Origin of the sequence: Nocardioides sp. 503, assembly GCF_004522095.1 — a bacterium.
GTDB lineage: Bacteria > Actinomycetota > Actinomycetes > Propionibacteriales > Nocardioidaceae > Nocardioides.
Map to the genome: position 1 here is coordinate 81059 of NZ_SPUI01000003.1, position 12885 is coordinate 93943.

Here is a 12885-nt window from a genome sequence, read left to right on the forward strand (position 1 = left end):
CATGAAGCTGCACACCGAGCTGTCCTACGACGCTCCGCCCGCCGACGTCTTCGCGATGCTCTCCGACCCGGCCTTCCGGGAGAAGGTCGCCGAGGCGCAGCACGCCGTGACGTACGCCGTGACGACCGACGTCGCCGGCGCCGGGCTGACCGTCCGGGTGGAGACCGAGCAGAACACCTCGGGCCTGCCGTCGATCGCGAAGAAGTTCGTGGGCGAGACGACGACCGCGATCCTCACCGAGACCTGGAAGGACGGCTCGGGCGGCGACGTCGACATCAGCGCCCCGGGCAAGCCGACCAAGATCACCGGGACCGTGACCCTGCGCGAGGCCGGGAGCGGGACCGTGCAGAGCGTCGACCTGGACGCCAAGGTGAAGGTGCCGCTGATCGGCGGCAAGCTCGAGCAGCTCCTCGTCGACAGCCTCGAGCAGGGCTACGCCAAGGAGCACGAGGTCGGCACCTCCTGGCTGGCGGGCCGGCGGTGAGCCGGCAGGTCACGCACCGGCTGACCTACGACGCGCCGCCGGAGCGCGTGGCCGCGATGCTGCGCGACGCCGACTTCCGCCGGGCGGTGTGCGCCGCGATCGGCATGACCCGCGCCGAGGTCTCGGTCTCCGAGGACGGCGACAACGCCGAGATCGTGCTGGACCAGTGGCAGCCGACGGCCGGGCTGCCGTCGTTCGCCAAGAAGTTCGTGGGCGAGGAGACCAACATCATCCAGGCCGAGTCGTGGGCCGGGGCCACCCAGGGCGACATCGTGGTCACGATCCCCGGGAAGCCCGGCGACATGAGCGGCACGGCCGTCCTGACCGAGGACGCCGGGGTGACCACCGAGACGGTCACCATGACCATCAAGGTCGGCATCCCGCTGGTGGGCGGCAAGATCGAGAGCATGATCGGCGAGATGCTGCTCGCGGCGCTGGAGACCGAGAACCGTCTCGGTCGCGACTACCTCTCGCGCTGAGCCTGCCCGCTCTGCCCGTTCTCCTCCGTCTGCTCGACCCGAGCCGCCTCGGCGGCGTCCTCCGCGGCCTCGCGGCGCCGCCGTAAGGCGATCACGACGCCCAGCACCGCGAACGGCCCGAACGCGAGCACGATCGTCAGCGCCTGTTCCACCGGGTGGAGCGCGCCGAGGTGCATCGGCGTGAGGTGCGGGAGGGTGATGTTCATCGCGGTCGATTCTCCACCTGAGGTGGAATGGACGGCACCTCCACCCCGGTTGGGACAGACATGCCTGATCTCTTCGACGACCTGACCATGCAGTCCCGGACGCTCCCGAACCGTCTCGTGATGGCACCCCTCACCCGCAACCGCGCCGAGCCCGGCGGCGTCCCCGGGGACCTGGCCGTGGAGTACTACTCCCAGCGCGCCAGCGCCGGCCTGATCATCACCGAGGGCAGCCAGCCCAGCGCCCGTGGCCAGGGTTACCTGAACACCCCCGGCTTCCACTCGCCCGAGCAGCTCGCCGGCTGGCGCCGCGTCGCCGACGCCGTGCACGCCCAGGGCGGACGCATCGTCGCCCAGCTGATGCACGCCGGGCGCATCTCGCACCCCGACAACACCGGCGGCCAGGAGATCATCGCCCCCAGCGCGATCGCCGCGCCGGACGGCATCGTGACGCCCAGCGGCCAGCAGCCCTACCCCGTGCCGCGCGCGCTCGAGACCGACGAGGTCGCCGGAGCCGTGCAGGAGTACGTCACCGCCGCCCGCAACGCCGTCGAGGCCGGCCTCGACGGGGTCGAGGTCCACGCGGCCAACGGCTACCTGATCCACCAGTTCCTCGCCCCGGGCGCCAACCAGCGCACCGACGAGTACGGCGGGTCGCCGGTCAACCGCGCCCGTTTCGCCATCGAGGTCACCCGCGCGGTCGCGGAGGCCATCGGCGCGGAGCGCGTCGGCATCCGGATCTCGCCGGCCCACAACATCCAGGGCTGCACCGAGGAGGACCCGGCCGACGTCGCGGCGACGTACTCGGCGCTGGTCGAGGCCATCGCGCCGCTCGGCCTGGCCTACCTCAGCGTCCTCGCCGAGCCCCGCCAGGAGCTCGTGCAGGACCTGCGCCGTGCCTTCGGCGGCGTGCTCGTCGCCAACGACGGCTTCGGCGAGGTCACGACCCGCGAGTCGGCGCAGGAGATCCTGGACAAGGACCTCGCGGACGCCGTCGCGGTCGGCCGCCTCTTCCTCGCCAACCCCGACCTCCCCCGCCGCTGGCAGACCGGCGCGGAGCTCAACGAGCCCAACCCCGACACCTTCTACGGCGGCGGCGCCGAGGGCTACACCGACTACCCCTTCCTCGACGACTGACCGCTCGGTGGTCGAGCAGCGAGCGCAGCGAGCGCCCGTCGAGACCCCGTGACACCCGCAGGGCGGTGACCGGACACGGTCACCGCCCTGCGTGCGTCTCACCGGGTCCCGCCCCGTGGGTTGAGGAGGGACGAAGTCCCGTCTCGAAACCACGCCTGGGGCACCGAGGCCGGCGCTCGGGTGCGCGGGTTTCGACGCGCCGCGGCGACCTCGTCCCTCGGTCGCCACGCTTGCTCAACCGGGAAGGCCTACGCCGCGCCCTCGTCCCTCGGGCCCGGCGTGCCCTACCCCATGTACGGGTAGCGGTAGTCCTTGGGCGGGACGAAGGTCTCCTTGATGGAGCGGGGGCTGGTCCAGCGCTGGAGGTTGACCGCCGCACCGGCCTTGTCATTGGTGCCGGAGGCGCGGCCGCCGCCGAAGGGCTGCTGGCCGACGACGGCGCCGGTCGGCTTGTCGTTGATGTAGAAGTTGCCGGCGGCGAAGCGCAGCTCCTCGCTGGCCCACGCGATGGCCGCGCGGTCGCGGGCGATGACCGCTCCCGTCAGCGCGAACGGCGCGATGCCCTCCAGCTGCCGCGCGACCTTCTCGAAGTCGCCGTCCTCGTAGACGTGCACGACCAGGATGGGGCCGAAGTACTCGGTCGAGAACATCTCGTCGGTGGGGTCGCCGCCCTCGATCACGGTGGGCCGCACGAAGTAGCCGACGGAGTCGTCGGTCTGGCCACCGGCGAGCACGGTCAGGCCGCGCTGCCCGCGCGCACGGGCGATCGCCTTCTCGTGCTTGGCGAAGGCCCGGTCGTCGATCACGGCGCCCATGAAGTGCGACAGGTCGGTGACGTCGCCCATGGAGATCGCGTCGACCTCGGCGATGAGATCGTCCTTGATCCGCTTCCAGACCGAGCGGGCGACGTAGGCCCGCGACGCGGCGGAGCACTTCTGGCCCTGGAACTCGAAGGCGCCTCGGACCATCGCGACCCGCACGACGTCCGGGTCGGCGGAGGGGTGGGCGAGGATGAAGTCCTTGCCGCCGGTCTCGCCGACGATGCGCGGGTAGGCGCGATAGCCGGTGATGTTCTCCCCCACGGTGCGCCACAGGTGCTGGAAGGTCGGGGTCGAGCCGGTGAAGTGGATGCCGGCGAGGTCCGGGTGCGCCAGGGCGACCTGCGAGACCTCGAGCCCGTCACCGGGCAGCATGTTGATGACGCCCGGCGGCATGCCGGCCTCCTCCAGCAGCTCCATCGTGAGCGACGCGGCGACCTGCTGGGTCGGCGAGGGCTTCCAGATCACCGTGTTGCCCATGAGGGCGGGCGCGGTGGGCAGGTTGCCGGCGATGGCGGTGAAGTTGAACGGCGTGATCGCGTAGACGAAGCCCTCGAGGGGGCGGTGGTCGGTGCGGTTCCACACGCCGGGGCTGTTGGCGATGGGCTGGTCGGTGAGGATCTGCTTGGCGTAGTGGACGTTGTAGCGCCAGAAGTCGATCAGCTCGCACGCCGCGTCGATCTCGGCCTGGAACGCCGTCTTGGACTGCCCGAGCATCGTGGCGGCGTTGAGGCGCTGGCGCCACGGGCCGGCGAGGAGGTCGGCGGCCTTGAGCAGGATCGCGCCGCGGTCGTCCATCGACATCGCCCGCCACTCGGGCGCGGCCTTGGCCGCCGCCTTCACCGCCGCCTGGGCGTCGGCCTGCGTGGAGTTCTTCATGACTCCCAGCACGTGCTGGTGGTCGTGCGGCTGCACGACCGGGATCTCCTCGCCACCACCGGAGCGCTTGCGGCCGCCGATGTGGGCCCGGAGGGTGACCTGCTTGCGCTCCTGGCGCTCGAGCTCGGCGACCAGCTCCGCGCGCTCGGCGCTGCCGGGCGCGTAGGTCAGGTTCGGCTCGTTGGTGGGAGCCGGAGGGAAGGTGATGGCGTCCATGCTCAGGATGTTGTCACCCGGCGGTCGGGCTTGTCGAAGCGGCCGTCAGGCGCCGGGGAGCAGGTCCGGGATCTCCTGCGTGGCGAACCACGCGAGGTCGTCGTCGACGTCGGTGAAGTCGTCCACGTCGGCGTGCGCCGCGACCACGCGACGCAGCGGGATCGGGTGACCCTCGGAGGCCACCTCCGCCACCAGGACCACCCGTCGGCCCGAGCCGCCGATCAGCTCGACCGAGGCGTCGGCCGCCGTCATCAGCGCGGCGTACTCCGACTCCTCGTCCTCCGCGTCCGGCGAGATGGGCTCGGCCGGCCAGGGCACGGTGCCGGCGGCGACCCACTCGGCGAGCAGGTCCAGCGAGCCGGGGACGTAGACGCGCGCCATCAGGAGCCCTTCCTCGGGCGGGCGGGCCGCTTGCGTCCGCGCGGCGCGCGCGACCCCGAGCCGCTCGACGCCTCGAGCAGCTCGTCGAGGGCCTCCACGATGCAGGTGCCGAGCAGGTCGGCGTCGGGGATCTGCACGCGGTCGGCGGTGATGCCGAAGAACACCCGGCCGTCGTACGACGTCACGCCGATCGCGAGCGGGTGACCCGTGAGCAACGGGGGGACGGGATAGCTGCTCACCATGCGCGCGCCCGCGGCGTAGAGCGGCGACTGCGGCCCCGGCACGTTGGTGACGTTGAGCTGGTAGCCGCGGCGCTCGGCGGCGGCGACCCGCGAGCCGATGGCGTGGAAGGTCGTGGGCGCGAAGCCGGCGATCCCGGCGAGCCGGTTGGCGGCGACCCCGCGGCCGGTCTCCTTGTGGGCCTGGAAGGAGTAGCTCACCTGGTGCAGGCGCACCAGCGGGCTGGCCTCCCCGACCGGCAGGTCGACGAAGTGCGGGGCGATCTGGCTGCCCAGCGAGGTCGCCTCCAGCTCGGAGTCGATGACCGAGACCGGGACGACGGCGCGGATCTGGCGCAGGCCCTTGAGCGACTCGGCGCGCGTCATCAGCCAGGCGCGCAGCCCGCCCGCCACGGTGGCCAGGATGACGTCGTTGACGGTGCCGCCGTGGACGGAGCGGACCGTGCGGTAGTCGGCCAGCGGGGTGTCGAGGGTGACGATGCGCCGCTGCTGGGAGACCTGGCCCGCGATCGGCGACTCGCCGGCAGGCGGGCGGCCGCTCAGCGCGTGGGCCACCTCCCGCGAGCGCGAGGCGGCGCCCACGGCGGCCCGCAGCGCGGAGCCGGAGCGGCTGCGCACGGTGTCGACCAGCGTCTCGGGGGCGGTGAGCGAGTCCCGGACGGCGCCGGTGAGCAGTCCGAGCGGCGACGGCGCCCGACGGGCGTGCCAGTCGTCGGACTCGAGCTCCTTGGGCGTGGGGCTCGCGTCGAGGAGCACCTGCCCGAGGTCGACGGTGTGGACCCCGTCGACGAGCACCTGGTGGGTCTTCGAGAGCAGCGCCACCCGGCCTCCCTCGAGGCCCTCGACGAAGTAGACCTCCCAGAGCGGGCGGGCCCGGTCGAGGGGGCGCGAGACGATGCGCGCGACGAGGTCGCGCAGCTGGTCCATCGAGCCTGGGCGCGGCAGGGCGGAGCGGCGTACGTGGTAGGTCAGGTCGAAGTGGTCGTCGTCGACCCAGACCGGGTTGGCCAGCCGTCCGGGCACCGACTGCACCCGCTGGCGGTAGCGCGGCACGAACGACACCCGGTCCGAGATCAGCTGAAGGAGCCGGTCGTGGTCGAAGCCCGACTCGGCCGGGTCGAAGATCTCGATCGTGGCGTTGTGCATCGGTGCCTGCGGGGTCTCCTCGGCCAGGAACGCGAGGTCGCGCGGACGCAGCCGCTCGCTCATGTGGCGCTCCTCTCCCCGTCGGTCGGCCCGTGTGGACCCCGACGATCCGCGCTTGCCCCCCGTGGGATTCTGGCAGAGGTGTGCCATCGTCGTGGCACCTGTACCCCCGAACGTGAGGATCCACCATGCGCCGGAGCCTGGCGGCCGCAGCCGTGCTCGTGTCCACCCTGGGCGGACTGACCGCGTGCGGCGACGACGAGCCCTCCGGCGGCTCGGACCCCAAGACCATCCAGATCACCTTCGACGGCGACGGGGTCACGCCCAACGGCGAGCGGGTCGAGGTGGGCGTCGACCAGCCGATCGACCTGGTGGTGCAGGCCGACGCGCCGGGGCAGATCCACGTGCACTCCGAGCCCGAGCAGGAGTTCTCCTACAAGAAGGGGGAGACCACGATCGAGATGCAGATCGACAAGCCGGGCGTGGTGGAGGTCGAGTCGCACGACCTGGACGTCGTGATCGTCCAGCTCGAGGTGCGCTGACGGCGTGACCGACGTACGCGACACCCCGCTGGCCCACGGCATCGGCGGCTCCGCCGACCTGCCCATCTCGCCGTCCCTCGCCATCGCCGGCGCCGTCGCGGCGCTGGTCGTGTCCTTCACCGTCCTGGCGCTCGCGTGGCGCAGCCCCCGCTACGACGAGGCGACCAGCGGCCGCCCGGCGTGGCGCTTCCTCGACGCGCTCGTCCACTCCACCGCCTGGTACGTCGTCCTCCGGGTCCTCGGCTTCGTCGTGTTCGCCTACTCCGTCATGGTCGCGGTCCTCGGCGAGGACCAGCTGACCAACCCGTTCTTCGGCATCGTCTTCGTGTGGTGGTGGGTCGGGCTGGTCCCGCTGTCGTTCCTGCTGGGCCCGGTGTGGAAGCACATCAGCCCCGTCCGGACGATCAACCTGGCCTTCGCCAAGCTCTCCGGCAGCGATCCCGACGTGGGGGTCTTCGAGTACCCCCGGTGGCTCGGCCACTGGCCGGCCGCGCTCGGGCTCTTCGCGTTCGCCTGGATGGAGCTGGTCTACCCGTTCATGACCGAGCTCGGCCCGGTGCGGCTGTGGTGCGCGGTCTACGTCGCGGCGATGCTGCTGGGAGGCGCGCTCTTCGGCAACACCTTCTACGAGAACGCCGACCCGTTCGAGGTCTACTCCACCCTCGTCGGCAAGCTGTCGGTGTGGGGCATGCGCGACGGCCACCTCGTCGTCCGCAGCCCGCTGGCCAACCTGGACACGGTCGTGGTGCGCCCGGGGCTGGTCGGGGTCCTGGCGGTGCTGTTCGGGAGCACGGCCTTCGACTCCTTCCGCGACTCCTCGGTCTGGGTGCGCTACATCCAGTCGACCGACACCTCCTCCTACCTGCTCAACAACCTGGCCATCGTCGCCTTCTGCGTCGGCGTGGGACTGATCTTCGCGCTCGGCACCATGCTGACCGGCGTGGACCCGGGCACCCGGCGACGCGCGCTGCCCGACCTGTTCGCCCACTCGATCGTGCCGATCGTCGTCGGCTACATCGTGGCCCACTACCTGACCTACCTGGTGGAGTTCGGGCAGAAGACGCTGATCCAGGCCAGCGACCCGTTCAGCAACGGCTCCGACATCCTCGGCACCGGCGACTGGTCGGTGAACTACTGGCTCTCCTACCACCCGACGCTGCTGGCCAACGTCAAGGTGATCGCGGTCGTGGTCGGGCACGTGCTCGGTGTCATCGCCGCCCACGACCGAGCCATCAAGCTCCTCCCCCGCCGCCACCAGCTCACCGGGCAGCTGTCGCTGCTCTTCGCCATGGTCGCGTTCACCGTCGGCGGTCTCTACCTCCTCTTCGCCGCCTGAGCGAGCGGTCAGCGCGGGCCGAGGAACGAGGCCGGCGCGTGGGGCCGCGAAGGTCGAGCGAGCGGCCAGCGCGGGCCGAGGAACGAGGCCGGTGCGTGGGGCTGCGAAGGTCGAGCGAGCGCACGCCCGAGCCCGCGAGGGCGTGACCGCGGGTCGAGACCCAGTCACAGGCGAAGATCATCACCCCGGGGCCGGCGCTGTCACCGCGTCGGCGAGCGCGCCGAGGGCGCGCAGCAGCGGGGAGTCACCCGACTCGACGAGCGTGCGGCCGGCGACCAGCGCTCGGTCGACGGCCGGGCGGTCGTCGGGCAGGAAGTGCAGGCCGGCGAGGCGGGTGAAGCCGCCGACCATGCCGGCGATGTCCTTCTCGGACCAGCCGAGGCTGGGTCGCATCCGGTTGACGACGACCCGCACGGGGGCACCGGCGGTCTGCTCGCGGACGTCGACGAGCGCGCGCGCCAGCCTCGACAGGCCCACCGGGTCCGCCGACCCGACCACCAGGACCTCGTCGGCGGCGTCCAGCGCGGCCAGCGTGAGCTGGTTGCGGGCCGGCCGGGAGCCGAAGTCCTGACCCGGGTCCTCCTCCAGGCTGAAGCCGGTGTCGACGACGACCTCGGCCTGCTCGCGGGCGACGTCCAGCAGGTGCTCCAGGGCGCCTGGGCGCACCTCGACCCAACGGTCGGCGCGCGGCAGCCCGGTCACCACCGACAGGTGCGGGCCGACGGCGCGCTGGACCGAGGGGAACCGCTCCTCGAGCAGCCCGGCGGTGGCCAGCCGGGCCGCCGAGAGCAGGCCGGACACCTCGTCGAGGATCCCGAGCTGCTGGGCCACACAGCCGCCGTAGGGGTCGGCGTCGACGAGGACCGTGCGGAGCCGGCGGCGGGCCAGCTCCGCGGCGAGCCCGGCGGCGACCGTCGTACGACCTGGGGCGCCGGCCGGGCCCCACACTGCGAGCACCCGCCCGCCCACGGCCGGCGACGAGGGCTCGCCGACGAGCAGCGGCTCCGACGGCTCAACCCCCGGCGGCGGCTCGCTGCTGAGGACCGCGTCGGGCAGGGCGTCCAGGTCGTCGTCGGCGACCAGGGCCGCGATGCCGATGCGCGCTGCCCGCAGGCGACCGGGCTCGAGGGCCTGGGCGGGGACGACGGCCACCGGGCGGACGGCGTAGCGGCGCAGGTGCTCGACGACGGCGACGTCCAGGCCCGGCGTGTCCAGCCCGAGGACGGCGACGTCGGCCTGCCCCGCCGACGCCGAGGCGACCAGGTCGTCGACGTCGACGCAGCGCTTGAGCACGACGATGTCGCGGTGCTCGGTCAGCAGCCCGAGCGCCGCCGACTCCCAGGCGGCGCCCGAGGCGACGACCAGGACGACGATCATCAGCCCCGCCGCACCACGGTCAGCACGGGGCTGTCGAAGGAGTTGAGCAGCTCGAAGAACTCCTGGGCGTCGTCCTCCGGCACCGCGAGGTCGAGCTGGCGCTCCCCCGCGGCCCCGAACGAGTCGTCGCCTGCGGGCGCCGCCACGACGGTCACCGCCCGCAGCGCCGGCTCGCCCGGACCGCCCGGGGAGGTCGCCCGCGGGCCGCTCGGGCGCGCGACGATGAAGACGTCGACCACCGAGCCGGCGGCCACCGAGGCCGGCACCCGCTCGACGGCGACCGCGATCGGGACCTGCAGGGTGTCGGTGTCCTCGGCGGAGCCCACCGCGGCCCGCGGGAGCAGCTCGCCCTCCCCCACCCCGCGCAGGAGCTCGAGGTCGCCGGGCAGGGTGTCGTCGCTGGCGAAGTAGCGGTCCAGCTCCGCGTCGTCGGCGAAGCGGACTCGGTGGGCCACCAGGTCGTCCGCGGTGACCTGGTCGCCGGCGCCCATGTCGGCGGCGACGCCCCAGACCGAGACGGTGTCGTCGGCGGAGGCGAGCAGCCGGGCGCCGGCCACGACCGAGGCGGCGACGATCGCGACCCCGACCCACAGCCGGGGGTCGCGCCAGCCCGGGGTCGCCGTGCGCACCGCAGGCGGTGGCGCCGGTGGCCCGGGACTCCCGAGGTTCCTGGACACGAGGACATCATGCATCCCACGCGGCCGCCGGTCACCTGCTCCTCCACAGGAGTACGGCGATCCGGTGTCACGCGTGTGGCGGGAGGTGCGACGATGGGCGCATGTCAGCTACGCCCCGCTTCCTGACGCTGGCCGACGTGGCCGAGGTGCTCAACACCTCCAGCGCGCAGGTCTACGCGCTGGTGCGCCGTGGTGACCTGCCCGCGATCAAGATCGGCGGGCGCGGGCAGTGGCGGGTGGAGTCGAGCATGCTCGAGGACTACATCGCCCGGATGTACAAGCAGGCCGAGGACTTCGTGGCGCAGCACCCGTTCGTCGAGGCCGACACCCCGGAGTGAGCGCGCTCAGCCCTTCTCGGCGCCGAGCTCGACCTGCGCCGTGCGATCCTCGCCGTCTCGCTGGTAGGTGAACTCGATCGTCTCGCCCGGCTGGTGCGTGCGGATGGCGACGATGAGGCCGATGCCGTCGGTGACCCGGTCGCCCTCGACCTCGACGATGACGTCACCCTTCTTCAGCCCGGCGTCGTCGGCCGGGCTGCCGTCGTTGACCTTGTCGATGCGGGCCCCGGAGCCGTCCCGGACCCCGGTCTGCACCTGGGCGCCGATGACGGGGTAGCTGGACTCGCCGGTCTTGAGGATCTGGTCGGCGGTGATGACGACCTGCTCGACCGGGATCGCGAAGCCGACCCCGATGTTGCCGGCCTGGCCGCTGAACGTCCCGCCGCCGTTGGTCGCGATGGCGGAGTTGACGCCCACGACCTGGCCGCGCAGGTCGACCAGCGGCCCGCCGGAGTTGCCCGGGTTGATGGCCGCGTCGGTCTGGACCGCGTTGATGTAGGAGGAGTCGTCGGAGGACTCGCCGGTCGTGACCGGACGGTTGAGCGAGCTGACGATGCCGGCCGTGACCGTGGAGCTCAGGCCGAGCGGGGAGCCGATCGCCACGACGCCCTCGCCCACGCGCAGGCGCTGCGAGCGGCCGAGGGAGGCGGGCGGCAGATCGTCGGCGTCCTCGGCGAAGAGGACCGCCAGGTCGTAGACCGGACTGCGGCCGACCACGGTGGCGTCGTAGCGGTTGCCCTCCTGGTCGACGATCTCGATCTTGCCGTCGTCCTTGGCCGCGGACTCGACGACGTGGTTGTTGGTGATGATGTGGCCCTGCTTGTCGAGCACGAAGCCGGAGCCCGTGGCGCCGCCCTCCTGCCCGTCGAGGGAGGCGATGATCTGGACGGTGCTGGGCAGCACCTGCTGGGCGACGGCCGCGACCGACCCCTCCTCCTCCGCCGACAGCGGCGGGAGCGAGACGGTGTCGACGTCGTCGAGGCCACCGCTGACCGTGCCGGGCGCGTCGGAGTCGCTCAGCTCGTCGTAGGCCACGCTGCCGGCGACCCCGCCGAGGACACCGACCACCAGGGCGACGGCCGCGAGGACCGGCCACACCCAGCCGCTGACCCGGGCCCGCGGACCCCCTGCGTCGCGGCGGGCGGGCTCGGTCGGGAACGGCTGCGTGCCCGGGGGCGGATAGCCGCCCCAGGGGTCGGGAGGTCCGCTCGGGGGCGAGGAGGGCGGGAGCCACGAGGCTCCGGGCGCGGGAGCGTCCGGCCGGGGCGCCTCAGGACGGTCCGCGTCCACCGGCGGGGCGTCGGCGGGCTCGTGGGGACTCTGGTCGGCGGGACGCAGGGGACCGACGGACAACGGCTGCGTGAGCTCGTCGTCCCGGGACCCCTCGTCCGCGCTCGAGGGCTGCTCCGGCTCGTTCACCCGTTCATCATCCCCCGGGGCCTGAAACGCGGGTCAGGGGAGGGTCGCGCGACGCGGCTGTCCACCGACCGGCGACGGCGTGGGGTTGGTGACCTGCATCGTCGGAGCACGACGGTCGAGGGGCGGCGCGTCCGCGGGCGCGGCGCCCAGCGCGAGCACCCCCATCACCGCCGCGCCGACCGCTCCGCCGCCGAGCGCGGCCAGGCCGATGGTGCGTCGGCTGCGGTGCGGGTCCTCCTGCGCGATCGCGAGGTAGAGCTCGCTGGGGGTGACCCCGAGCAGCGAGCCCTTGAGCCGCTCGGGTGCCGAGCCGCAGTCGAAGGAGAGCCCGGCGAGCCGGGTCTTGACCCAGCCCTCGCGCTCCACGAGGTCCCGGCAGGCGTGGCAGGTGTGCACGTGCGACCAGGCGCGCTCGGTCTCCTCCGGGGACAGCTGACCGTCGAGCAGGGCGCTGACCCGGGTGCCCAGGTGGCCGATCACGACGCGCTCCACGCGGCTGCCTGGTCCGCGGCGGGACCGGAGTAGCGCTCGCGACCGGCACCCGGCGCGCGGTGGGCGAGCGCCGTACGGAGCATGGCGCGGCCGCGGTGGATCCGGGAGCGCACGGTGCCGAGCTTGGCGCCCAGGATCTCCGCGATCTCCTCGTAGGTGAGCCCCTCGACGTCGCAGAGCACGACCGCGGCCCGGAAGTCCGGCGGCAGGGTCGCCAGCGCGCGCTCGATGTCGTCGTCGAAGGTCTGGTCGGCGTAGGCCGTGTCGGGCGCCGGCGAGGCGCTCGTCAACCGGTCGGCCCGCTCGTCGGAGAGCGCGTCGAAGCGGATCCGCTGCTTGCGGCGGGCGCCGTCCAGGAAGAGGTTGGTGGTGATGCGGTGCAGCCAGCCCTCGAAGGTGCCGGGGGTGTAGGTCGACAGGGAGCGGAAGACCCGCACGAAGACCTCCTGCGTGAGGTCCTCGGCGTCGTGCCGGTTGCCCGTCAGCCGGTAGGCCAGGCGGTAGACGCGATCGGAGTGACGCTCGACGATCTCGTCCCAGGTGGGGACTCCCTCGATCTGCTCCATCGTCGCTCCTCGCGTCGGCCCTGCTGAGGTGGGCACCACGCTAGGTGCCTTGCCTGAACGTTCCCTGTGAAGAGCCATCACCTCCACCAACGATCCGTACCGGTCCGGTGTTCCCACCGCGCGTCCGGTCGTGCGGAGGCCCGGTGGCGATACGGT

Annotated in this window: 15 protein-coding genes; 6 read left to right on the top strand and 9 right to left on the bottom strand. The window is 72.8% G+C overall.

The annotated features are described in order from the left end of the window. The first annotated feature begins 1 nt into the window (after window position 1). On the top strand, window positions 2–484 hold the full coding sequence (locus E4622_RS07645; RefSeq protein WP_167736011.1) for a DUF2505 domain-containing protein: 483 nt from the start codon (window positions 2–4) through the stop codon (window positions 482–484). Further along, window positions 481–963 carry a DUF2505 domain-containing protein gene (locus E4622_RS07650; protein ID WP_134739559.1) on the top strand — a complete coding sequence of 161 codons (483 nt, stop codon included), beginning with the start codon at window positions 481–483 and terminating at the stop codon, window positions 961–963. Before E4622_RS07645 ends, E4622_RS07650 begins: the two co-directional genes overlap by 4 nt. On the opposite strand, the gene E4622_RS07655 is transcribed toward E4622_RS07650, so the two are convergent. After that, window positions 948–1169, bottom strand: coding sequence for a hypothetical protein (locus E4622_RS07655; protein WP_134739560.1), 222 nt, complete (start codon window positions 1167–1169; stop codon window positions 948–950). The two genes, E4622_RS07650 and E4622_RS07655, sit on opposite strands and share 16 nt — an antisense overlap. 60 nt (window positions 1170–1229) lie before the next feature. Between E4622_RS07655 and E4622_RS07660 the strand changes: the two genes are divergently transcribed. After that, complete coding sequence (locus E4622_RS07660; RefSeq protein WP_134739563.1) at window positions 1230–2303, top strand: alkene reductase; 1074 nt, start codon at window positions 1230–1232, stop codon at window positions 2301–2303. 284 nt (window positions 2304–2587) lie between these two features. Here E4622_RS07660 and pruA read toward each other — a convergent pair whose 3' ends face one another. The 3 genes from pruA to E4622_RS07675 are packed head-to-tail and all read right to left on the bottom strand — an operon-like array spanning window position 2588 to window position 6045. Further along, the gene (pruA, locus tag E4622_RS07665) at window positions 2588–4216 is read right to left on the bottom strand and encodes an L-glutamate gamma-semialdehyde dehydrogenase (RefSeq protein ID WP_134739564.1); all 1629 of its coding nucleotides are present in this window, start codon (window positions 4214–4216) and stop codon (window positions 2588–2590) included. Window positions 4217–4261: 45 nt separating this feature from the next. Beyond that, entirely contained in the window at window positions 4262–4597 is a 336-nt protein-coding gene (locus E4622_RS07670) for a hypothetical protein (RefSeq protein ID WP_134739566.1), read from the bottom strand. Then, on the bottom strand, window positions 4597–6045 hold the full coding sequence (locus tag E4622_RS07675) for a wax ester/triacylglycerol synthase family O-acyltransferase (RefSeq protein ID WP_134739567.1): 1449 nt from the start codon (window positions 6043–6045) through the stop codon (window positions 4597–4599). Before E4622_RS07675 ends, E4622_RS07670 begins: the two co-directional genes overlap by 1 nt. 125 nt (window positions 6046–6170) lie before the next feature. On the opposite strand from E4622_RS07675, the gene E4622_RS07680 reads away from it, so the two are divergent. Further along, window positions 6171–6524: a hypothetical protein gene (locus E4622_RS07680; RefSeq protein WP_134739569.1), complete on the top strand. Its 354-nt coding sequence runs from the start codon at window positions 6171–6173 to the stop codon at window positions 6522–6524. Window positions 6525–6528: 4 nt separating this feature from the next. Further along, window positions 6529–7860: a hypothetical protein gene (locus E4622_RS07685; protein ID WP_134739570.1), complete on the top strand. Its 1332-nt coding sequence runs from the start codon at window positions 6529–6531 to the stop codon at window positions 7858–7860. A 180-nt stretch (window positions 7861–8040) separates the two neighbouring features. Here E4622_RS07685 and E4622_RS07690 read toward each other — a convergent pair whose 3' ends face one another. Together E4622_RS07690 and E4622_RS07695 are read right to left on the bottom strand one after the other, a co-directional pair. Beyond that, entirely contained in the window at window positions 8041–9237 is a 1197-nt protein-coding gene (locus E4622_RS07690) for a hypothetical protein (RefSeq protein WP_134739572.1), read from the bottom strand. Continuing rightward, window positions 9237–9914, bottom strand: coding sequence for a hypothetical protein (locus E4622_RS07695; RefSeq protein WP_134739574.1), 678 nt, complete (start codon window positions 9912–9914; stop codon window positions 9237–9239). Before E4622_RS07695 ends, E4622_RS07690 begins: the two co-directional genes overlap by 1 nt. A gap of 101 nt (window positions 9915–10015) precedes the next feature. Between E4622_RS07695 and E4622_RS07700 the strand changes: the two genes are divergently transcribed. After that, on the top strand, window positions 10016–10252 hold the full coding sequence (locus E4622_RS07700; protein WP_134739575.1) for a helix-turn-helix domain-containing protein: 237 nt from the start codon (window positions 10016–10018) through the stop codon (window positions 10250–10252). Window positions 10253–10258: 6 nt separating this feature from the next. On the opposite strand, the gene E4622_RS07705 is transcribed toward E4622_RS07700, so the two are convergent. From E4622_RS07705 to sigE, 3 genes are read right to left on the bottom strand one after another with little or no spacing between them, the layout of a single operon-like run. After that, window positions 10259–11671, bottom strand: coding sequence for a trypsin-like peptidase domain-containing protein (locus E4622_RS07705; RefSeq protein ID WP_134739577.1), 1413 nt, complete (start codon window positions 11669–11671; stop codon window positions 10259–10261). A 33-nt stretch (window positions 11672–11704) separates the two neighbouring features. Then, entirely contained in the window at window positions 11705–12163 is a 459-nt protein-coding gene (locus tag E4622_RS22695; RefSeq protein WP_167736012.1) for a zf-HC2 domain-containing protein, read from the bottom strand. Then, window positions 12148–12729 carry an RNA polymerase sigma factor SigE gene (gene sigE, locus E4622_RS07715; RefSeq protein WP_134739579.1) on the bottom strand — a complete coding sequence of 194 codons (582 nt, stop codon included), beginning with the start codon at window positions 12727–12729 and terminating at the stop codon, window positions 12148–12150. The genes E4622_RS22695 and sigE overlap by 16 nt, the downstream gene beginning before the upstream one ends. Window positions 12730–12885: the final 156 nt, after the last annotated feature.

Excerpts from the sequence above, each read along its gene's own strand:
- E4622_RS07645 (WP_167736011.1), top strand. The coding sequence starts at position 2 with ATGAAGCTGCACACCGAGCTGTCCTACGACGCTCCGCCCGCCGACGTC.
- E4622_RS07655 (WP_134739560.1), bottom strand. The coding sequence starts at position 1,169 with ATGAACATCACCCTCCCGCACCTCACGCCGATGCACCTCGGCGCGCTC.
- E4622_RS07660 (WP_134739563.1), top strand. The coding sequence starts at position 1,230 with ATGCCTGATCTCTTCGACGACCTGACCATGCAGTCCCGGACGCTCCCG.
- pruA (WP_134739564.1), bottom strand. The coding sequence starts at position 4,216 with ATGGACGCCATCACCTTCCCTCCGGCTCCCACCAACGAGCCGAACCTG.
- E4622_RS07670 (WP_134739566.1), bottom strand. The coding sequence starts at position 4,597 with ATGGCGCGCGTCTACGTCCCCGGCTCGCTGGACCTGCTCGCCGAGTGG.
- E4622_RS07675 (WP_134739567.1), bottom strand. The coding sequence starts at position 6,045 with ATGAGCGAGCGGCTGCGTCCGCGCGACCTCGCGTTCCTGGCCGAGGAG.
- E4622_RS07680 (WP_134739569.1), top strand. The coding sequence starts at position 6,171 with ATGCGCCGGAGCCTGGCGGCCGCAGCCGTGCTCGTGTCCACCCTGGGC.
- E4622_RS07690 (WP_134739572.1), bottom strand. The coding sequence starts at position 9,237 with ATGATCGTCGTCCTGGTCGTCGCCTCGGGCGCCGCCTGGGAGTCGGCG.
- E4622_RS07700 (WP_134739575.1), top strand. The coding sequence starts at position 10,016 with ATGTCAGCTACGCCCCGCTTCCTGACGCTGGCCGACGTGGCCGAGGTG.
- sigE (WP_134739579.1), bottom strand. The coding sequence starts at position 12,729 with ATGGAGCAGATCGAGGGAGTCCCCACCTGGGACGAGATCGTCGAGCGT.